This is a genomic window from Streptomyces sp. (genome assembly GCF_019510245.1).
Lineage (GTDB): Bacteria > Actinomycetota > Actinomycetes > Streptomycetales > Streptomycetaceae > Streptomyces.
On sequence record NZ_JAEKKT010000131.1, the window covers coordinates 62,299 to 81,931 of the forward strand.

Annotated in this window: 16 protein-coding genes and 1 pseudogene; 11 read left to right on the forward strand and 6 right to left on the reverse strand. The window is 71.5% G+C overall.

Translation table 11 applies throughout. From position 1 onward, the window contains the following. Window positions 1-22 precede the first annotated feature (22 nt). The gene (locus JF597_RS17390) at window positions 23-1,690 is read left to right on the forward strand and encodes a histidinol-phosphatase (RefSeq protein WP_293995438.1); all 1,668 of its coding nucleotides are present in this window, start codon (window positions 23-25) and stop codon (window positions 1,688-1,690) included. A 156-nt stretch (window positions 1,691-1,846) separates the two neighbouring features. Here the strand turns inward: JF597_RS17390 and JF597_RS17395 are convergent, their stop codons facing one another. From JF597_RS17395 to JF597_RS17410, 4 genes are read right to left on the reverse strand one after another with little or no spacing between them, the layout of a single operon-like run. Further along, window positions 1,847-2,302: a MaoC family dehydratase gene (locus JF597_RS17395; RefSeq protein WP_293995441.1), complete on the reverse strand. Its 456-nt coding sequence runs from the start codon at window positions 2,300-2,302 to the stop codon at window positions 1,847-1,849. A 14-nt stretch (window positions 2,303-2,316) separates the two neighbouring features. Further along, window positions 2,317-3,822, reverse strand: a complete 1,506-nt coding sequence (locus JF597_RS17400; RefSeq protein WP_293995444.1) for a long-chain fatty acid--CoA ligase — start codon at window positions 3,820-3,822, stop codon at window positions 2,317-2,319. Window positions 3,823-3,832: 10 nt separating this feature from the next. Next, window positions 3,833-4,708: an amidohydrolase family protein gene (locus JF597_RS17405; protein WP_293995447.1), complete on the reverse strand. Its 876-nt coding sequence runs from the start codon at window positions 4,706-4,708 to the stop codon at window positions 3,833-3,835. Further along, window positions 4,708-5,625 (reverse strand): SDR family oxidoreductase, encoded by a 918-nt coding sequence (locus JF597_RS17410; RefSeq protein ID WP_293995450.1) that lies wholly within the window; start codon window positions 5,623-5,625, stop codon window positions 4,708-4,710. Before JF597_RS17410 ends, JF597_RS17405 begins: the two co-directional genes overlap by 1 nt. 232 nt (window positions 5,626-5,857) lie before the next feature. On the opposite strand from JF597_RS17410, the gene JF597_RS17415 reads away from it, so the two are divergent. Genes JF597_RS17415 through JF597_RS17425 form a run of 3 tightly spaced genes read left to right on the forward strand, consistent with a single transcriptional unit; the run spans window position 5,858 to window position 8,397 of the window. Continuing rightward, entirely contained in the window at window positions 5,858-6,277 is a 420-nt protein-coding gene (locus JF597_RS17415) for a MarR family transcriptional regulator (protein ID WP_293995503.1), read from the forward strand. Continuing rightward, on the forward strand, window positions 6,274-7,047 hold the full coding sequence (locus tag JF597_RS17420; protein WP_293995453.1) for an IclR family transcriptional regulator: 774 nt from the start codon (window positions 6,274-6,276) through the stop codon (window positions 7,045-7,047). Before JF597_RS17415 ends, JF597_RS17420 begins: the two co-directional genes overlap by 4 nt. A gap of 9 nt (window positions 7,048-7,056) precedes the next feature. Continuing rightward, the gene (locus JF597_RS17425; protein ID WP_293995456.1) at window positions 7,057-8,397 is read left to right on the forward strand and encodes a lanthionine synthetase LanC family protein; all 1,341 of its coding nucleotides are present in this window, start codon (window positions 7,057-7,059) and stop codon (window positions 8,395-8,397) included. Here JF597_RS17425 and JF597_RS17430 read toward each other — a convergent pair. Continuing rightward, on the reverse strand, window positions 8,390-9,178 hold the full coding sequence (locus JF597_RS17430; RefSeq protein WP_293995458.1) for an NEW3 domain-containing protein: 789 nt from the start codon (window positions 9,176-9,178) through the stop codon (window positions 8,390-8,392). The two genes, JF597_RS17425 and JF597_RS17430, sit on opposite strands and share 8 nt — an antisense overlap. A gap of 268 nt (window positions 9,179-9,446) precedes the next feature. Here JF597_RS17430 and JF597_RS17435 point away from each other — a divergent pair, with 268 nt between their 5' ends. Both JF597_RS17435 and JF597_RS17440 read left to right on the forward strand, forming a co-directional pair. Continuing rightward, window positions 9,447-10,694: an Ig-like domain-containing protein gene (locus tag JF597_RS17435; RefSeq protein ID WP_293995461.1), complete on the forward strand. Its 1,248-nt coding sequence runs from the start codon at window positions 9,447-9,449 to the stop codon at window positions 10,692-10,694. Between the two features lie 190 nt (window positions 10,695-10,884). Continuing rightward, entirely contained in the window at window positions 10,885-12,294 is a 1,410-nt protein-coding gene (locus JF597_RS17440) for a glycoside hydrolase family 16 protein (protein WP_293995464.1), read from the forward strand. Window positions 12,295-12,351: 57 nt separating this feature from the next. On the opposite strand, the gene JF597_RS17445 is transcribed toward JF597_RS17440, so the two are convergent. Continuing rightward, window positions 12,352-13,248, reverse strand: coding sequence for an AraC family transcriptional regulator (locus JF597_RS17445; protein WP_293995467.1), 897 nt, complete (start codon window positions 13,246-13,248; stop codon window positions 12,352-12,354). A gap of 145 nt (window positions 13,249-13,393) precedes the next feature. Here JF597_RS17445 and tkt point away from each other — a divergent pair, with 145 nt between their 5' ends. The 5 genes and pseudogenes from tkt to JF597_RS17470 all read left to right on the forward strand — a co-directional run. After that, window positions 13,394-15,484, forward strand: coding sequence for a transketolase (tkt, locus tag JF597_RS17450; RefSeq protein ID WP_293995470.1), 2,091 nt, complete (start codon window positions 13,394-13,396; stop codon window positions 15,482-15,484). Between the two features lie 32 nt (window positions 15,485-15,516). Beyond that, window positions 15,517-16,659: a transaldolase gene (tal, locus tag JF597_RS17455; RefSeq protein WP_293995472.1), complete on the forward strand. Its 1,143-nt coding sequence runs from the start codon at window positions 15,517-15,519 to the stop codon at window positions 16,657-16,659. Continuing rightward, complete coding sequence (zwf, locus tag JF597_RS17460; RefSeq protein WP_293995475.1) at window positions 16,659-18,227, forward strand: glucose-6-phosphate dehydrogenase; 1,569 nt, start codon at window positions 16,659-16,661, stop codon at window positions 18,225-18,227. Before tal ends, zwf begins: the two co-directional genes overlap by 1 nt. After that, complete coding sequence (gene opcA, locus JF597_RS17465) at window positions 18,224-19,159, forward strand: glucose-6-phosphate dehydrogenase assembly protein OpcA (RefSeq protein ID WP_293995478.1); 936 nt, start codon at window positions 18,224-18,226, stop codon at window positions 19,157-19,159. Before zwf ends, opcA begins: the two co-directional genes overlap by 4 nt. Then, a pseudogene (locus JF597_RS17470) lies at window positions 19,152-19,633 on the forward strand (glucose-6-phosphate isomerase); the annotation flags it as partial. The gene opcA and the pseudogene JF597_RS17470, both read left to right, overlap by 8 nt.

The window sequence follows — 19,633 nt, forward strand, 5'->3', positions numbered from 1 at the left end:
CCCCGTTACGAGGATCATCTTCATGACCGAGCAGCAGCTGCCCGCCTGGGCCGACCCTGCCGTCTCCCCCGCCGACCTCGACGCCCAGGGCATGTCCAGGCGCGGACTCCTGCGCCGCACGGGGCTGTTCGGCGCCGCGTTCGCGCTCGGGTCGGCGGCGACCCCGGCGTTCGCGGCGTCCGGCCGGGGCCTGGGCGGGGAGGACCCCCGTCTCGCCTACCTGGTCGGCGACCACCACGTGCACTCCGTGTACAGCCACGACGCCAAGTACACGTTCTCCCAGCAGGCCCGGGCCGCCGCGACGTACGGCCTGGACTGGATGGTGTTCAACGAGCACTCCAACTTCGGGCACGCCTACTACGGCGCGAAGCTGGAGCACGCGGAGATCCTCAAGGCGCGTGCCGAGAACCCGCGCCAGCTGATCTTCCAGGGCCTGGAGTGGTACATCCCGGCCGCCGAGCACTGCACGGTGTTCGCCGCGCCAGGACCGCACGAGACCGACCTGCTCACGCAGTTCGAGCTGGCCTACGACGGCAAGCTCCTGGGCTACACCGAGGGTTCGGCGGGTGCGGCCGACACCGCCCGCAACGAGGCGCACGCAGTCAAGGCCATCCGGTGGCTGGCCGAGCAGCGCCGCACCGGCTACGTCGACGACGTCCTCGTCCTCGCCAACCACCCGCTGCGGCTCGGCATCGACTCCCCGCACGAGATGCGCAACTGGCGGGACGCGGCCGCCGAGATCATGATCGGCATGGAGGGCGCTCCCGGCGCCCAGGGTGCCGCGATCCCCGGCTGGGGCAGCGGGACGGCGATCCGCGGCGAGTACCAGAACAGCCCGTCGGCACAGTCCTGGGCGGGCTTCCCGACGGGCGCGTACGTGACGTACGGCGGCTTCGACTGGGCGACGGCGACGGTCGGCGGCCTGTGGGACGCGATGCTCTCCGAGGGCAGGCTCTTCACGATCACCACCAACTCCGACAACCACCGCACGGTCTTCGACACCTGGAAGAACGGCGACTGGCTGCCGGGGCAGAACTTCGACAACACCGGCAGGCTGCCCGACCCGGTGAACACCGACACCACGCAGCCCGGCAGCGACTTCTGGCCCGGCGAGTTCAGCCGGACCCACGTCGGCGTCACCCGGTACGGCTACCGTGCGGTGATGGCGGGCCTGCGCGCCGGCCGGGTCTGGCTGGATCACGGGCACCTGCTGGACGGCCTCGACGTCCGGCTGAAGCGGGACTGCGACCACGGCGCCGGTGTCACGCTGGGTGGCCGGCTGCGCGTCCGCAAGGGCGAGCGGATCACCCTGAACGTGACGGTGACGAGCGCGTCCCGGGTGAACCCGCACGGCATCCTGCCCCAGTTGGCGCACGTGGACGTCGTCCGGGGCGCGGTACGCGGCCCGGTCGCCGACCGCGACAGCTGGCAGGCCCCGGACACCAGGGTCGTGCAGTCGAAGGACGTGTCGGGCCGCAAGGGCACCTACACCCTGCGCATCCCGGTCACCGCGGGCGACGAGTCGTTCTACGTCCGGCTGCGCGGCAGCGACGGCAAGCGCAACGGAACGGGCTACCTGGGCGCTGCGATCGACCCGCACGGCCCGGTCCCGCACGCGCCGGGCGACGGCGACCCATGGGCGGACACGTGGTTCTACTCGAATCCGATCTTCGTGGACGTGGTGAACTGAGCCGACCTGAGCTGAGCGCCCCGTTCGGCTGCGGGCCGGCGGGGGCTGGTCGCGCAGTTCCTCCCCCAGCCTTCGGCCGGGGGTGCCCCCGGCGCCCCTTACGGGGCTCGTTGTCGGCGCCCGCCGTGCCCCCGGGGCGGCACGGCGGGCGCAGCCCTACGCGTAGAACCGCGAAAGGCTCTGCAGCACAGCCGCGGGCTTGGTCCCGCCCTCGATCTCGATCGTCCCGTCGACGGCGATCTGCACCCCGCCCGGCACGTCCTCGACCTCCGTCAGACGACCGGCCAGCCGGATCCGGGAGCCGGCCTTCACCGGGGACGGGAAACGCACCTTGTTCAGGCCGTAGTTGACCTTCGTGGTGACGCCCTGGACGTCCAGGAGCTCGGTGAACAGGGGGATGAACAGCGACAGGGTGAGGTAGCCGTGGGCGATCGGGGCGCCGAAGGGGCCGGCGGCCGCCCGCTCGGGGTCGACGTGGATCCACTGGTGGTCGCCGGTGGCGTCGGCGAAGGTGTCGATGCGGTCCTGGGTGACCTCGATCCAGTCGCTGGTGCCGAGGTCGCTGCCCGCGAGCTTCTTCAGTTCGTCGAGTCCGTTGACGGTGACGGTCATGGGGCTGTCCTTACTCAGGAGTCGGTGCCGTAGCGCTTGCGCACGCGGGACTTGAGGAGTTTTCCGGAGGCGGTGCGCGGGAGTTCGTCCGCGAGCACCACCGATTTGGGGAGCTTGTACTTGGCGAGCCGGCCCGACAGGGAAGCGAGCACCTCGTCGGGGTCGAGGTCGGCGCCCTCCCTGGGTACGACCACCGCGCGCGGCACCTCGCCCCACTTCTCGTCGGGCACGCCGATGACCGCGCACTCGGCGATGCCGGGGTGGGCGAGGAGCAGGTCCTCGATCTCGGCGGGGTAGACGTTCTCACCGCCGGAGATGATCATGTCCTTGAGCCGGTCGACGACGAAGACGTAGCCGTCCTCGTCGACCCGGGCCGCGTCCCCGCTGCGGAACCAGCCGTCCGCGAAGGAGGCCGCGGTCTCCTCCGGCAGCCCCCAGTAGCCGGGCATGACGTGGGGGCCGCGGACCATGACCTCGCCGGGCTCGCCGACGTCGACCGGGGTGAGGTCGGGCCGCAGCACCCGCACGTCGCTGAAGAAGTGCGGTACGCCCGCCGAGCCGGCCTTGCTGATCGCGTGCTCGGCGTCGAGGAAGAGGGTGCCGGGCGAGGCCTCGGTCATGCCGTAGCCCTGGAGGAAGGTCAGGTCCCGCGCCTGGTACGCGGCGATCAGCGGGGTCGGGACCGGGGAGCCGCCGCAGGTCAGGATGCGCAGCGAGGAGAGGTCCGCGGCCGGCCAGCGCGGATGGCGGGCCACCTGCTCGAACATCGTGGGCACCCCGAACATGAAGGTGATCCGGTGCCGTTCGATCAGGTCGAGGGTGGTCCCCGCGTCGAAGGCCTCGACCAGGACGCAGGTGCCGCCCTTCAGGAGCACCGGCAGGGTGAGCATGTTCAGGCCCGCCGTGTGGAACAACGGGGCGGAGACCAGGGCGCGTTCGTCGGCGATCAGGTCGGTGTCGACCAGGACGTTGAAGGCGTTCCAGGTCAGGTTGGCGTGCGTGAGCATCGCGCCCTTGGGGCGGCCGGTCGTCCCCGAGGTGTACATGATGATGCAGGTGTCGTCGGGGGCGACCGGTTCGTCGACCGGGTCGTCGGCCGCGGCCGCCAGCAGCTCCTCGTACTCCGGGCCGACCTCGACGTACGTCCGTACGTCGGAGGTGCCGGGCAGTCCCGCGACGAGTCCGGCGTGCGAGGGGCCGTACAGCAGGGCCTTGGCGCCGGAGTCGGCGAGCTGGTAGGCGATCTCGGGGGCGGCCAGGCGGGTGTTGAGCGGGACGAAGACCGCGCCGAGGGTGCCGGCCGCGAACAGGGTCTCCAGGTAGGCGGGGTGGTTGGGGCCGAGGTAGGCGATGCGGTCGCCGCGGCGGATGCCCCGGGCGCGCAGGGCGTGCGCCAGGCGCGTGGTGCGGGTGTACAGCGTGCGGTAGTCGGTCTTCTCCTCACCGGACACCAAAGCCGTGCGGTGCGGGGTCTTGCGGGCCCGGCGTGCGGGCCACGATCCCAGTCCCTCGTTGCGCATCTGCGGCCCCTTACGACGTGGTCAGCCCGAGCAGGCGGGCGGCGTTCTCCTTGAGGATCTTCGGCCTGACCTCGTCCTTGATCGGCAGCTTCGCGAAGTCGGCGAGCCACCGGTCGGGGGTGAGGACGGGGAAGTCGGAGCCGAACAGCACCTTGTCCCTGAGCAGTGTGTTGGCGTACTGCACGAGCTGCGGCGGGAAGTACTTGGGCGACCAGCCGGACAGGTCGATGTGGACGCCCGGCTTGTGGGTGGCGACGGCGAGGGCCTCGTCCTGCCAGGGGAAGGACGGGTGCGCCAGGATGATCTTCAGGTGCGGGAAGTCGGCCGCCACGTCGTCCACGTGCAGCGGGTTCGAGTACTTCAGCCGGATGCCGCCGCCGCCCGGGACGCCGGCACCGATGCCGGTCTGGCCGGTGTGGAAGAGGGCGATGGTGCCGGTCTCCTCGATCACCTCGTAGAGGCCGTAGGCCACCGCGCGGTCGTTCGGGAAGAAGCCCTGGATGCTGGGGTGGAACTTGAAGCCCTTCACCCCGTACTCCTCGACCAGGCGGCGGGCCTGCCTGATGCCGGCCCTGCCCCGGAAGGGGTCGACGGAGGCGAAGGGGATCAGGACGTCGGAGTTGGCCGCGGCGGCCTCGGCGACCTCCTCGTTGGGGACGGGCGCGGTGCCGGTGGCGGACTCGGCGTCCACCGTGAAGATCACGGCGGCCATGTTCCGTTCCCGGTAGTAGGCGGCGGTCTCCTCGATGGTCGGTTTCCGGTTGCCCTCGACCTTGAAGTAGGCGGCGGAGGCGTCGTGCAGGTCGTCGTCGAGGGAGGCGTGACCCTTGGAGGAGACCTCGGCGTGCGTGTGCACGTCGATCGCCGTCAGGGATGCGATGTCCATCACGCCTCCGGGAGCTTGGGCGCCGGGATGCCGACCGTCTGGAGTTCGGCGCCCACCGAGGTGGGGAAGGCCTCGGCCAGGGTGTCCGGGGTCCAGCCGCCGTCGGCGTAGGCCGTCCTGATCTCCTGCGGATGCGACCAGAGTGCCACCTTGTCCCCGCCGATGCCGATGGCCTGGCCGGTGATCGAGCGGGCGGCCTCGGAGGCCAGGAAGGGGACGAGGGCCGCGCAGTCCTCGGGGGTGCCGAAGCCCTCGCCCTTGCGCAGGAAGCCCGGGAGCGGTTCGCCGTTCCTCATGGCCTCGATGTACGGCGCGAAGGCGGGGATGGTCTCGGTCATCGCGGTGGCGGCCACCGGGACGATCGCGTTGACGGTGATGCCCGCCCGGCCCAGCTCCATCGACCAGGTGCGGGCCATGGCGGCGATGCCGGCCTTGGCGGCGGCGTAGTTGGTCTGTCCGAAGTTGCCGCGCTGGCCGGCCGGGGAGCCGACCAGGATCAGGGTGCCGCCCTCGCCCTGTTCGCGCATCCGGACGGCTGCGGCGCGGGCGCAGGTGAAGGTGCCCTTGAGGTGGGTGGTGACGACCGCGTCGAAGTCGTCGTCGGTCATCTTCCACAGCACCTTGTCGCGCAGGATGCCCGCGTTGGTGACCAGGACGTCGAGGCGGCCGAACTCCTGGACCGCCCTGTTCACCAGCCGGTCCGCGGCCTCCGCGGTGCCGACCGGGACCACCTCGGCGACGGCGGTGCCGCCCGCCGCGGTGATGGACTTCACGGCCTGCTCGGCGACGGTCTCGTCCACGTCGTTGACGACCACCGAGGCGCCGTGGGCGGCGAGGGCGTGGGCATAGGCGAGGCCGAGGCCCCGGCCGCTTCCGGTGACGACGGCGGCCTTGCCGGTGAGATCGATGGTGGGCACGGTCGGGTCCCTTCACAGACGACGGCGGCGGCCCCCTGAGGCCACCTGCGGCTTTCGAGATCGAAGCTAAGAGCAATAATTGTTGTCGTCAATAGTTGTTGTCGTCCCACGGGTGCCTCATGCTGGAATCCGTGCGACAGACCGCCCCGCCGCCGGGGCCCGGACCAGGGAGACCACCATCACCCGCCAGCACACCGAGAACCCGACCTCGATCGACGCGGACGAGCCGTGGATGCGCGGGCTGCACGCGGACACGGGCTACCTGCTGTACCGCCTGGGCCTGCGTTCCGGGCAGGTCTTCAACACGTTCCTGCAGGAGTCGGGGCTGCGGCTGCGCCACTACGCGGTGCTGCGTTTCCTCGCCGGCTCGGAGGGCTCGCTCCAGCGGGAGCTGAGCGCCCGGCTCGGCTACGACCCGAGCGCGATCGTCGGCCTGGTCGACGACCTGGAGAAGCTGGGTTTCGCCGAGCGGCGCCCCTCCCCCGACGACCGCCGCAGCCGGATCGTGGTGCTCACCGAGACCGGCCGGTCGTTCCTGCGGGACACCGACGAGGCCGGCCAGCGGGTGACGAACGAGCTGCTCGGCCCGCTGGACCCCGCCGAGCGGGCGACCCTCCACGCCCTGCTGCTGCGCGTCGCCGACCGGCCATGACCGGCGCCGCCCGCTCCGCGCCCGACCGGCTGCTCGCGGTGCTGGCCGCCTTCGACCACGGGCATCCGGCGCTGAGCCTGACGGACATCAGCCGCCGGGCCGGGCTCAGCCTCACCACCGCGCACCGCCTGGTCGGCGCGCTCACCGCGTGGGGCGCGCTGGAACGGGACGCGGAAGGCTTCTACCACGTGGGACTGCGGCTCTGGGAGCTTGCCGCGCTGGCGCCGCGCGGTCTCGCGTTGCGGCAGGTCGCGCTGCCCTACCTGGAGGACCTGTACGAGGCGACGCACGAGAACGTGCAGCTGGCGGTGCGGGACGGGTCGGACGTCGTCTACATCGAGTGGCTGTCGGGGCGTTCGGCGGTGGGGGTGCACATCCGTGTGGGCGCCCGCTGGCCGCTGCACGCGACCGGGGTGGGACTCGCCCTGCTCGCGCACGAGCCGCCCGGCTTCCAGCAGGACTACTGCGCGGGCCCGTTGACGTCCTTCACGCCGTACACCGTCACGGACCCGGCCCGGCTGCGCCGCTCGCTGGCCGAAGTGCGGCGTACCGGTGCCGCGGTGAGCAGCCGTCAGGTCACCGACGACGCGCTGTCGGTGGCGGCTCCGGTGCGCGGGGCGACGGGGCAGGTGGTGGCGGCCGTCTCGGTGGTGGTGCCCGAGGCCGACGCCCAGGTACCGGTGCTGGTCCCGGCGGTGCGGCTGGCGGCCCGCGGGATATCCCGGGCGCTGGGCTGGCAGCCGGACCGGACGACGGGCCCGGCCGTGTAGCGTGTGCGGGTGACGGCGAGCGAGGTGTACCGGGAGCTGGGCGAGGCCGCCTGGGCGTGGGTGCTGGGGCAGGTACGGGAGGACGAGGGTCCGTGGCTCCCGGAGTCGGTACCGGAGGACGACCCCGGGGTGCTCGCGCCCGACGAGGACCGGGACTCGCTGTACGCCGGCATCGCGGGCCTGGCCCCGGTGCTGGCGGAGATCGCCCGCTACCGGACCCTGAGCGGGCCGGAACAGGGCCTGGCGGCCGGGATCGTCGGCCGCCTGTCGGCGCAGGCACCCGTCGTGACCGAACCCTCGCTCTACCTCGGCCTGGCGGGCCATGCCACGGCGCTGCGGCTGCTCGCCCCGGGCAGCGAGGCGGTCGTGATGCGGCGGCTGGCCGAGCTCGCGACGCCCGAGGGCTGGCGGACCACCACCGGCTTCGTGCCGGACTCCGACGCTCCCCTCAGCGACATCATCATGGGCGTCGCGGGCGTGGTCATGACGGCGGTCTGGGCGGGCGGCGCGTACGCGGAGCAGATCGCGACGACCGGCGGCGAAGCCCTGCTGCGGATGGCGGACCGCACCGAGGCCGGCCTGGACTGGGGGATCTCGCCGACCATGGAGTCGCGGTGCCCGAACTACTCGCACGGCGCCGCCGGGGTGGGCGCCGCCCTGGCGGTGGCGGGCGCGGCGGTACGGCGTGAGGACTTCGTCGCGGCCGCCGTGGACGCGGCCCGCCATGTGCTGTCCATGGGCTCGCTCGCGGACGGCGGCTTCGTCGTCCCGCACACGATCCCGCCGTCGAAGCGGGAGGTGGAACCGGTGACGTACACCTGGTGCCACGGTCCGGCGGGCACCTCGCACCTGTTCACCGCGCTCGCCCACGCGGGCGTCACCGAGGTCGCGGGGCACGGCGTCGGGGAGCTGTGGCAGCGCTGCCTGACCTCGACCCTCGCCTCGGGGCTCCCGGAGCGGCTGCGCCCGGGGTTCTGGGACAACGACGGCCGCTGCTGCGGGACGGCGGGCGTCGGGGACATCGTCCTCGACGCGGCCCAGGACCTCGCGGGCACGCCGGCGGCGGCCCGGCTGGTGGAGGCCGCGCTCCGGATGGGCGACGCGCTGGTCGAGCGGGCGGTCAGGGACGGGGACGGGGCCCGCTGGCGCTTCGTGGAGTACCGCATCGAGACCCCACTGCTGCCGCCGGGCACCTCATGGATGCAGGGCGCGGCGGGCATCGCGGCCTACCTGCTGCGCCTCGCCCGGTACCTCGACACCGGTCCGGACGCCGCGGTCGTGGACCGCCCGGACCAGTGGTGGGCGGTGCCGGCGCGGGTGCGCGGCGAGCGGCCGGCCCTGGTCAGGTGACCGCCGCCGTCGCCGTGCAGGTCACCTCGTCGTCCCCGTGGTGGGCCGTGCCGTGGCAGGTGAGGGTCGTGGCGGTGGCGACCCGGGGGCGGGTGACGCGCCCGTGCGCGGTGAGGTGTTCGCCGGGGTCCAGGCGATGCGCGGTGGCGGCCTCCCGGGCGTGGGCGGTCCAGCCGCTCGGGGTGTCGAGGGTGAGCCGGGCGGCCCCCCAGGGGCGCGCGGAGCCGTTGGCGAGCGTGGCGGTGACCGTGAAGTCCGTGCCCCGGCCGGTGACTTCGACGCTCACGCCGAACGGCCTGCGCGGGTAGGCCGGCGCCCATGACGCGTGCATCAGCTTCACCAGCGCGTCCGCCCGAGCGGGCCGGGCGGCGGCCAGGTCGTGCTCCTCGCCGGGGTCCCGGGCGAGGTCGTACAGCTCCACGTCCCACTGGTCGTCCGGGGCGCGGCGGCTCTGGCCGCGCGCGAACCGGATCGCCTTGAGGTCGCCGTGGCGCAGGGCTTCGGCGAGCCGGTCGCCGCGGCCGTGGTCGGCGGCGTTCTGGCGGGCGGTGACGCCGTGGTGGTTGCGGTGGAAGTACAGGCTGTCGTGGCGGGCGGTGTCGGCCGAGCCGCGCAGGAGCGGGGCGACGGAGAGGCCGTCGACGTCCGCGGGGGCGGGCGCGCCGGCGAGGGCGGCGAAGGTGGACAGCAGGTCGGTGAGCGGGGTGGGCCGGTCGGTGGTACCGGGTGAGAGGGAATCCCGGGCTCGGCGGTTCCCCCTCGACGACGTCAGAGTGATCACAGACAGGGCCGGGCCGCGGTCACACGGGTGCCGGTTCGGGCGCCCCCGTGCGGGGCACGGGCAGTCGCCCGCCAGGGGGGCCGTAACGGCCGAAACCGGTACCAGGTGCAGACTCGCCCCGGTGCGCAGGGGATTGGGCGTGCCCGCGCAGGACGGCCTCCCCGCTCCTCATCGGAATCTCAGCGCGCAGCCCCGTGATTCAAAGGAACCACCCATACAACCGGCGCAGGATGCCCTGACACAGACGGGCAAGTCAGGAAGGCGTGGCGTGGGCGTCCAGCACATATCGAACGGGTCCGGACGGCAGTCGGGGAAGTGGTCCCGGCGCGGGATCCTGGCCGCTCTCGGCGCGGTGCCCGCGGGGGCCGCGCTGGCCGGATGCAGTTCCTCCACCGACGCCTCGGCCTCGACGGACGGGAAGGGCGCGACCGCTTCCGCGCAGTCCGCGACCAAGAAGGCGACGATCACGGTCACGCCCGTGTCGGGCACCAGGAAGGCCGAGTTCACCACCCCCGTCGAGGTCACGGTGACCGACGGCACGCTGGCCTCGGTGACCGTCGCGGGCAACGACGGATCGACGCTGTCGGGCAGCTTCAACGACGCGAAGACGAAGTGGACCTCGGCGAAGAACCCGTACTCGGGCACGAAGTACACGGTGACCGCGAAGGCTCAGGGCGCGACCGACGAGACGGTGGCGACCTTCACCACCAAGTCCCCCGGCGAGACGTTCGTCGGCTACTTCACGCCCGAGGCGGACTCCACGTCCGGTGTCGGCATGCCCGTGTCGATCAACTTCACGCACGCGGTCAAGGACCGGGCCGCGGTCCAGAAGGCGATCACCGTGACCGCCGAGCCGGCGGTGGAGATCGTCGGCCACTGGTTCAGCGACACCCGCCTCGACTTCCGCCCGGAGACGTACTGGGCCAAGGGCACCAAGATCACACTGAGTCTCAGGCTGAAGGACGTCGAGGGCCAGGACGGCGTCTACGGCGTGCAGTCCAAGGACGTCACCTTCCACATCGGCCGCGAGCAGATCAGCACCGTCGACCTGTCCGCCAAGCGGATGGTCGTGAAGCGGGACGGCGCCACCTACGCCACCTACCCGGTCTCCGGCGGCAACGCCCAGCACACCACCTGGTCCGGGATCATGGTGATCAGCGAGCGGTTCAAGCAGACCCGGATGGAGTCCTCCACGGTCGGCCTCGGCGACGAGTACGACATCTCCGACGTCCCCCATGCACAGCGGCTGACCACCTCCGGCACTTTCGTGCACGGCAACTACTGGGCGTCCACCTCGGTCTTCGGCCACGAGAACACCAGCCACGGCTGTGTCGGCCTGCACGACGCCAAGGGTGCGAGCGACTCCTCGGTCGCCGGCTACAAGTTCTACGAGAGCTCGATGATCGGCGACGTGGTGATCGTCAAGAACTCCGGCGAGCAGACCGTCGAGGCCTCCAACGGCCTCAACGGCTGGAACCTGTCCTGGGCGGACTGGAAGGCAGGCAGCGCGGTCTAGCGCGCGGCCGGCTTCACAGAGTGAACTCCCGTGAGAAACAAGGAGATTCTTTGTTTTAACTCTTGACGGTCACAGGCACGGAGAGCACATTGGGCCCACTTTGAGAGCGCTCTCAACCCGGTCTCAGCCATTCCTGGCGCTCTCGAAGGCACACCCGCGCACCCCCGCTCCGTACCCGAGAGGCATCCCCATGAGCGAAACCTCCGGCATACCCCCCGCGGACCACAGACGGCGGCGCTCCTTCCGCCGTGCCCTCCTCGCAGCGCTCGCCACCATGGGCCTGGCGGTCGCGGCCGCCGCGACCGCCGCCCTGCCCGCCGACGCCTCGGCCCCCTCCGTCCCGTCCGGCTGGAGCCAGGTCTTCCTCGACGACTTCAACGGCACGGCCGGCACCGGCGTCAACACCTCCAACTGGCAGTACGACACCGGGACCTCGTACCCCGGAGGCGCCGCCAACTGGGGCACCGGCGAGGTCGAGACGATGACGTCGTCCACCACCAACGTCGCCCTGGACGGCAGCGGCAACCTGAAGATCACGCCGGTCCGGGACGCGGCCGGCAACTGGACGTCGGGCCGGATCGAGACCACGCGCACCGACTTCCAGCCCCCGGCCGGCGGCAAGCTGCGCGTCGAGGCCCGCCTCCAGATGCCGAACGTCACCGGTACGGCCGCCTACGGCTACTGGCCCGCGTTCTGGATGCTGGGCGCGCCCTACCGGGGCAACTACCAGAACTGGCCGAGCGTCGGCGAGCTGGACATCATGGAGAACGTGCAGGGCCTGGACAAGGTCTGGGCGACCATGCACTGCGGCACCAATCCTGGCGGCCCCTGCAACGAGACGACGGGCCTGGGCAATTCGACCGCCTGTCCCAACACCACCTGCCAGGCGGGCTTCCACACCTACACGATGGAGTGGGACCGCTCGGTGAGCCCCGAGGCGATCCGCTTCTACGTCGACGGCGTCAACTACCAGACGGTGACGGCCGCCCAGGTCGACGCCACCACCTGGGCCAACGCCACGAACCACGGCTTCTTCGTGATCCTGAACGTGGCGATGGGCGGCGGCTTCCCGGGCGCGTTCGGCGGCGGCCCGACCAGCGCCACCGAGTCCGGCCACCCGATGGTCGTCGACTACGTCCAGGTCCTGCAGTCCAGTGGGAGCGGTACCACGACTCCGCCCACCGGCAACCGTGACGCCTACAGCGCCATCCAGGCCGAGTCCTACGACAGCCAGTCCGGCGTCACCGCCGAGACCACCACCGACACCGGCGGCGGCCAGGACATCGGGTACGTCGCCAACGGCGACTGGGCGCTCTACAAGGGCGTCGACTTCGGCTCCACGGCGGCCACCCAGTTCTACGCCAGAGTGGCGAGCGGCGCGGCCTCCGGGGTGAGCGGCCTGGTCCAGGTCCGGCTCGACAGTCCCTCCAACTCGCCCATCGGCAGCTTCTCGGTCGCCGGCACCGGCGGCTGGCAGACCTGGACGACGGTCCCGGCCAACATCAGCTCGGTGACGGGCACCCACGACGTCTACCTGACCTTCAGCAGCGGCCAGCCGGCGGACTTCGTGAACCTGAACTGGTTCGACTTCGGTCACTGACAGGGAGTCGGGCACACGGCGCCGGAGGGGACCGCCCCTTCCGGCGCCGTCGCCGTGTCAGCGCAGCTCCGCCCGGAACGCCACCGGGGTCTGACCGGTGTGCAGCTGGAAGAACTTGGAGAAGTTCGCCGCGTCCGGGAAGCCGACCGCCGCGCCGACCCGGCCGATCGGGAGGTCGGTGTGGGCGAGGAGGCGTTTGGCCTCCAGGACGACCCGCTTGTCGATGAAGCCCTTCGGGGTCTCGCCGGTCGCCGCGCGGACCGCGCGGACCAGGGTGCGGCGGGAGTAACCGAGGGCGTCCGCATAGGCGCTGACGCTGTGGTTGGCGGCGAAGCCCTTCTCCACCGCGTCCCGGAAGAGGGTGAAGGTGGTGTCGGCCTGGCGGCGGGCCGCCTCCGCCGAACTGGCCGCGAGGTGGGCGAGGCGCAGGAGAAACGCCGTCAGGGAGTGCCGCAGCACCGAGGTGTGCAGGCTCAGGGGGAGGGTCTCGGTGTCCTCGTACTCGCGTTGCAGGTGGGCGAGCGACGCCTGGAGCGCGGCGAGCCGGGGGGCGTCCGGCCGGAGCAGGGGCGGCAGGTCGTAGCGGTAGAGGCCGGTCGCCTCGACGGTGGCTCGCGGCAGGAAGCCGGGCTGCATGGTCAGGACGGTTCCGCGGTACTCGCAGGTCCGCGAGAAGCGGTGCACCTGGCCCGGACGGATCCAGAGCAGGTCGCCGGCCCGGGCCTCGTGCTCGGCGAAGTCGATCATGTGGCGGACCGGGCCCTCGCTGAAGAGCATGACGACGTGGAAGTCGATGCGGTGGACGCGCTCCAGCGGGGCGTCGGCGTGCCACCGGCGTCCGGTCCCCATCGGGCCGACCTGGATGCCGACGCCGCCGACGCTCAGATCCACCGGGAAGGGGAAGGTTCTGATTCCGTCACCGTCGCCTGCCCCGTTGGGCGTTCTGTCCGCCATGTCCTTCTCGTGCCGTCCCTGTCGAAGATCCGTGTCCCACTTTCACCACAGGCTGACACACACCGACCTTCCCTCCCAAAAGTCAGACTTTTACTTTTGAACACGTCAGGCCAGCCAGAACGCTTCGAACGAGGACTTCTTGAAGATGAGCACGCAGACATCAGTGGGCTTCGACGACGGCTTCGAGTGGACCGACCTCGACCGGCGTGCCGTGGACACGGCGCGCCTCCTCGCCGCGGACGCGGTTCAGCAGGTCGGCAACGGGCACCCCGGCACCGCGATGAGCCTGGCCCCGGCGGCGTACACGATCTTTCAGAAGGTGATGCGCCACGACCCGGCCGACCCCGAGTGGACCGGCCGGGACCGTTTCGTCCTCTCCCCCGGGCACACCTCGCTCACCCTCTACACCCAGCTGTTCCTCGCCGGGTACGAGCTGGAACTGGCGGACCTGAAGGCCTTCCGGACGCACGGCTCGAAGACGCCGGGCCACCCGGAGTACGGCCACACGGCCGGCGTCGAGACCACCACCGGCCCGCTCGGCCAGGGCGTCGCCAACGCCGTGGGCATGGCGATGGCCGCCCGCTACGAGCGCGGCCTGTTCGACCCGGAGGCCCCCGAGGGCACCTCCCCCTTCGACCACACCGTCTGGGCGATCGTCTCCGACGGCGACCTGGAGGAGGGCGTCTCCGCCGAGGCCTCCTCGCTGGCCGGCCATCAGAAGCTCGGCAACCTGGTCTTCGTCTACGACGACAACCACATCTCCATCGAGGGCGACACCGCGACCGCGTTCTCCGAGGACGTTCTCAAGCGGTACGAGGCCTACGGCTGGCACACCCAGCGCATCGAACCGACCGCCGAGGGCGACGTCGACGTCCACGCGCTGTACGCGGCCCTGAAGGCGGCGCAGGCCGAGACCGGGCGGCCGTCCATCATCGCGATGCGGACGATCATCGCCTGGCCCGCCCCGAACGCACGGAACACCGAGGCCGCCCACGGCTCCGCGCTCGGCGCCGACGAGGTCGCCGCCACCAAGCGCGTCCTCGGTTTCGACCCCGAGCAGAGCTTCCAGGTCGACGCCGACGTCCTGGCCCACACCCGCCGGGCCCTGGACCGGGGGGCCGAGGCCCACGCGGCCTGGGACAAGCGCATCACCGAATGGCGCGGACGGAACGAGGAGCACGCCCGGCTCTTCGACCGGGTCGTGGCCGGTCAGCTCCCCGAGGGCTGGGAGTCGTCGATCCCCGTGTTCGAGGAGGGCAAGGCCGTCGCCACCCGCGCCGCCTCCGGCAAGGTCCTCCAGGCGCTCGGCCCGGTGCTGCCCGAGCTGTGGGGCGGCTCCGCCGACCTCGCGGGCTCCAACAACACCACCATCGACAAGACGTCCTCCTTCCTGCCGAAGGGCAACGCGCTGCCCGAGGCGAACCCGTACGGCCGTACCGTGCACTTCGGCATCCGTGAGTTCTCGATGGCCGCCGAGATGAACGGCATCGCCCTGCACGGCAACACCCGGATCTACGGCGGCACCTTCCTGGTGTTCTCCGACTACATGCGCAACGCCGTCCGTATGTCGGCCCTGATGCAGCTGCCCGTGACGTACGTCTGGACCCACGACTCGATCGGTCTCGGCGAGGACGGCCCGACCCACCAGCCGGTCGAGCACCTGGCCGCGCTGCGCGCCATCCCGGGCCTGAACGTCGTCCGCCCGGCCGACGCCAACGAGACCGCGACGGCCTGGGCCGAGATCCTGAAGAGGCACGCCACGCACCCGGCCCCGCACGGGCTCGCGCTGACCCGCCAGGGCGTGCCGACGTACGCGCCGAACCCGGACGCGGCCAAGGGCGGCTATGTGCTGCGCGAGTCGTCGACCGAGACCCCGGAGGTGGTCCTGATCGCCACCGGTTCCGAGGTGCACCTCGCCGTCGGGGCCCGCGACCTCCTGGAGGCCGAGGGGATCGGCACCCGGGTGGTGTCGATGCCGTCCGTGGAGTGGTTCGAGGAGCAGCCCCGCGAGTACCGCGAGAGCGTCCTGCCGCCGGCCGTGAAGGCGCGGGTCGCCGTCGAGGCCGGGATCGGCCTGACCTGGTACCGCTTCGTCGGCGACGCCGGACGGATCGTCTCCCTGGAGCACTTCGGTGCCTCCGCCGACGCCAGGACCCTGTTCGCCGAGTTCGGCTTCACCGCCGAGAACGTGGCGGCCGCGGCCCGCGAGTCCCTCGCCGCCGCCCGCACCGCCTGATCCACCAGCCAGAAACAGTTCAGTAAGGGAAGATGATCACTGTGACCGAAGCAACCGCCACCGCGGGAGCACTCAAGCGCCTCTCCGACGAGGGCGTCTCGATCTGGCTGGACGACCTGTCGCGCAAGCGGATCAGCACCGGCAACCTCGCCGAGCTCGTCGCGAACCGCCACGTCGTGGGCGTGACCACGAACCCGTCGATCTTCCAGGCCGCCATCGGCTCCGGCGAGGGCTACGAGGAGCAGCTCGCCGACCTGGCCGTGCGCGGGGTCACGGTCGAGGAGGCCGTGCGGATGATGACGACGCAGGACGTGCGGGCCGCCGCCGACATCCTGCGCCCTGCGTACGATGCGTCGCACGGCGCGGACGGCCGGGTGTCCATCGAGGTCGACCCCCGCCTCGCCCACGACACCGCCGCCACCGTCGCCGAGGCCAAGCAGCTCTTCTGGCTGGTCGACCGCCCCAACGTGATGATCAAGATCCCGGCGACCCGGGCCGGTCTCCCGGCGATCACCGCGGTCGTCGCGGAGGGCATCAGCGTCAACGTCACGCTGATCTTCTCGCTGGAGCGCTACCGCGAGGTCATGGCCGCCTACCTGGCCGGCCTGGAGCAGGCCGCCGCCAAGGGCCTGGACCTCGCCGCCATCCACTCCGTGGCCTCCTTCTTCGTCTCCCGCGTCGACAGCGAGATCGACAAGCGGCTGACGGTCATCGGCACGGACGAGGCGCTCGCACTGAAGGGCCGGGCGGCGCTGGCCAACGCGCGGCTCGCCTACGAGGCGTACGAGGAGGTCTTCACCGGCGACCGCTGGACCGCGCTGGCCGCCGCGAAGGCCAACAGGCAGCGCCCGCTGTGGGCCTCCACCGGCGTCAAGGACCCGGCGTACAAGGACACCCTCTACGTCGACGAGCTGGTGGCCCCCGGCACCGTCAACACCATGCCGGAGGCGACGCTGAACGCGACCGCCGACCACGGTGACATCCACGGCGACACGGTGACCGGCGGCTACGCGCAGGCCCGCGCCGACCTGGAGGCGGTGGAGCGGCTCGGCATCTCCTACGACGAGGTCGTGGGCAAGCTGGAGGACGAGGGCGTCGCCAAGTTCGAGGTGGCCTGGCAGGAGCTGCTGGACGCCGTCACGAAGTCCCTGGACAGCAAGGGAGTTGAGGCGTAATGAGCGAGACCGCCAAGGAGGTGCGGGTGCCGGTGGTGCCCGCCGCCGACTGGGACAACCCGCTGCGCGACGCGCGCGACCGGCGGCTGCCGCGGGTCGCGGGCCCGTCGGGCCTGGTCATCTTCGGGGTGACCGGTGACCTGTCCCGCAAGAAGCTGATGCCGGCCGTCTACGACCTGGCCAACCGCGGCCTGCTGCCGCCGGGCTTCTCCCTCGTCGGCTTCGCCCGCCGGGACTGGGAGGACCAGGACTTCGCGCAGGTCGTCCACGACGCGGTGCGCGAGCACGCCCGTACCCCCTTCCAGGAGGAGGTCTGGCAGCAGCTCGCCGAGGGCATGCGGTTCATCCCCGGCGACTTCGACGACGACACCGCGTTCAAGCAGCTCAAGGCGGCCGTCGACGAGCTGGACAGCTCCCGGGGCACCGGCGGCAACTTCGCGTTCTACCTCTCCGTGCCGCCGAAGTTCTTCCCGAAGGTCGTCCAGCAGCTGAAGAAGGTCGGTCTGGCGACCCCGCCGGCCGGGGCCTGGCGGCGGGCGGTCATCGAGAAGCCGTTCGGCCACGACCTGGCGTCGGCGCAGGACCTGAACGCGGTCGTCCACGACGTGTTCGATCCCGACCAGGTGTTCCGCATCGACCACTACCTGGGCAAGGAGACCGTCCAGAACATCCTGGCGCTGCGCTTCGCCAACCAGATGTACGAGCCGATCTGGAACCGGTCGTACGTCGACCACGTGCAGATCACCATGGCCGAGGACATCGGCATCGGCGGCCGGGCGGGCTACTACGACGGCATCGGTTCGGCCCGTGACGTCATCCAGAACCACCTGCTCCAGCTGATGGCCCTGACCGCGATGGAGGAGCCGATCGCGTTCGACGCGGACGCGCTGCTCACCGAGAAGCTGAAGGTCCTGAAGTCGGTGCGGCTGCCGGAGGACCTGGGCCGGCACACCGTGCGCGGCCAGTACGCCGAGGGCTGGCAGGGCGGCGAGAAGGTGATCGGCTACCTCCAGGAGGACGGTATCGACCCGAAGTCGAAGACCGACACCTACGCGGCCGTCAAGCTCGGCATCGACAACCGCCGCTGGGCGGGCGTCCCCTTCTACCTGCGCACCGGCAAGCGGCTCGGGCGCCGGGTCACCGAGATCGCGGTGGTCTTCAAGCGGGCCCCGCACTCCCCCTTCGACTCCACGGCCACCGAGGAGCTCGGCGCCAACGCGATCGTCATCCGCGTCCAGCCCGACGAGGGCATGACCGTCCGGTTCGGCTCCAAGGTGCCGGGCACCTCGATGGAGATCCGGGACGTGACGATGGACTTCGCATACGGCGAGTCGTTCACGGAGTCCAGCCCGGAGGCGTACGAGCGGCTCATCCTGGACGTGCTGCTCGGCGACGCCAATTTGTTCCCTCGTCACCAGGAAGTGGAAGAGTCCTGGAAGATCCTCGACCCGATCGAGACGTACTGGGCAAAGCATGGTAAGCCCGCACAGTACGAGTCGGGCAGCTGGGGACCGCAGGAAGCCGACGAGATGCTCGCACGAGACGGACGGAGCTGGCGCAGGCCATGAAGATCGACCTGACGGACACCACGGCAAGCAAGATCAACAAGGCGTTGGTGCAGGGTCGCCGCGCCATCGGAACCCCTGCCGTGGGCATGGTCCTGACGATGGTGATCGTCACGGACGAGGAGAACGCCTACGACTCGATCAAGGCGGCCGAGGAGGCCTCGCACGAGCACCCCTCGCGCACCCTGGTCGTCATCAAGCGGCACGCCCGGACCCTGCGCGACCGCACCACGTCCCGTCTGGACGCCGAGGTACGGGTCGGTTCCGAGGCCGGCACCGGCGAGACGGTCGTCCTGCGCACGTACGGCGAGGTCTCCGACCACGCCGACTCCGTCGTCCTGCCGCTGCTGCTGCCGGACGCCCCGGTGGTCGTGTGGTGGCCGGTGGAGGCCCCCGACACCCCGTCCAAGGACCCGCTGGGCGCGCTCGCCCAGCGCCGGATCACCGACCTGTACGCGGTCGAGCGGCCGATGCAGGTCCTGGAGACCCGCGCCCGCAACTACGCGCCCGGCGACACCGACCTCGCGTGGACCCGGCTCACCCTGTGGCGGTCCATGCTGGCCGCCGCCCTCGACCAGGCCCGGGTCGACGTGACCTCGGCGGCCGTCGAGGCCGAGGCGGACAACCCCAGCGCCGAACTCCTCGCCCGCTGGCTGGAGGCGCGCCTCAGGGTCAAGGTGGACCGCGTGGTCTCCCCCGGCCCGGTCGTCACGAAGGTACGGCTCGGCACCGCCTCCGGCGAGATCGTCATCGACCGCCCCGAAGGCCCGCTGGCCAGCCTGACCCTGCCGGGCCAGCCGCCGCGCACCCTCGCCCTGAAGGTCCGCCCCACCTCCGAACTCATCGCCGAGGAACTGCGCCGCCTCGACGCCGACGAGATGTACGCCATCGCCCTGCGAGGCGAGGGCACCAAGGAGACCGTCTCCCATGCCTGACACCCCCGAGCTCACCCGGCGGCCCGAATGGACCGCCCTGGCGGACCACCGGGCCGAAGGACAGCCCGTCCTGCGTGAGCTGTTCGCGGCCGACCCGGAGCGGGCCGAGCGGTACGTCGTACGGGTCGGCGACCTGCACATCGACTACAGCAAGCACCTGATCACGGACGAGACGCTCGCCCTGCTCCGGGAACTGGCCGCCGCCACCGACGTGTTCGGGCTGCGGGACGCGATGTTCCGCGGCGAGAAGATCAACATCACCGAGCGGCGGGCGGTCCTGCACACCGCGCTGCGCGCTCCGCGTGACGCGGTCGTCGAGGTCGACGGGGTGAACGTCGTCCCGGCCGTGCACGCCGTGCTCGACAAGATGGGCGACTTCGCTTCCCGCGTCCGCTCCGGCGAGTGGACCGGCCACACCGGCAAGCGCATCAAGAACGTCGTCAACATCGGCATCGGCGGCTCGGACCTGGGTCC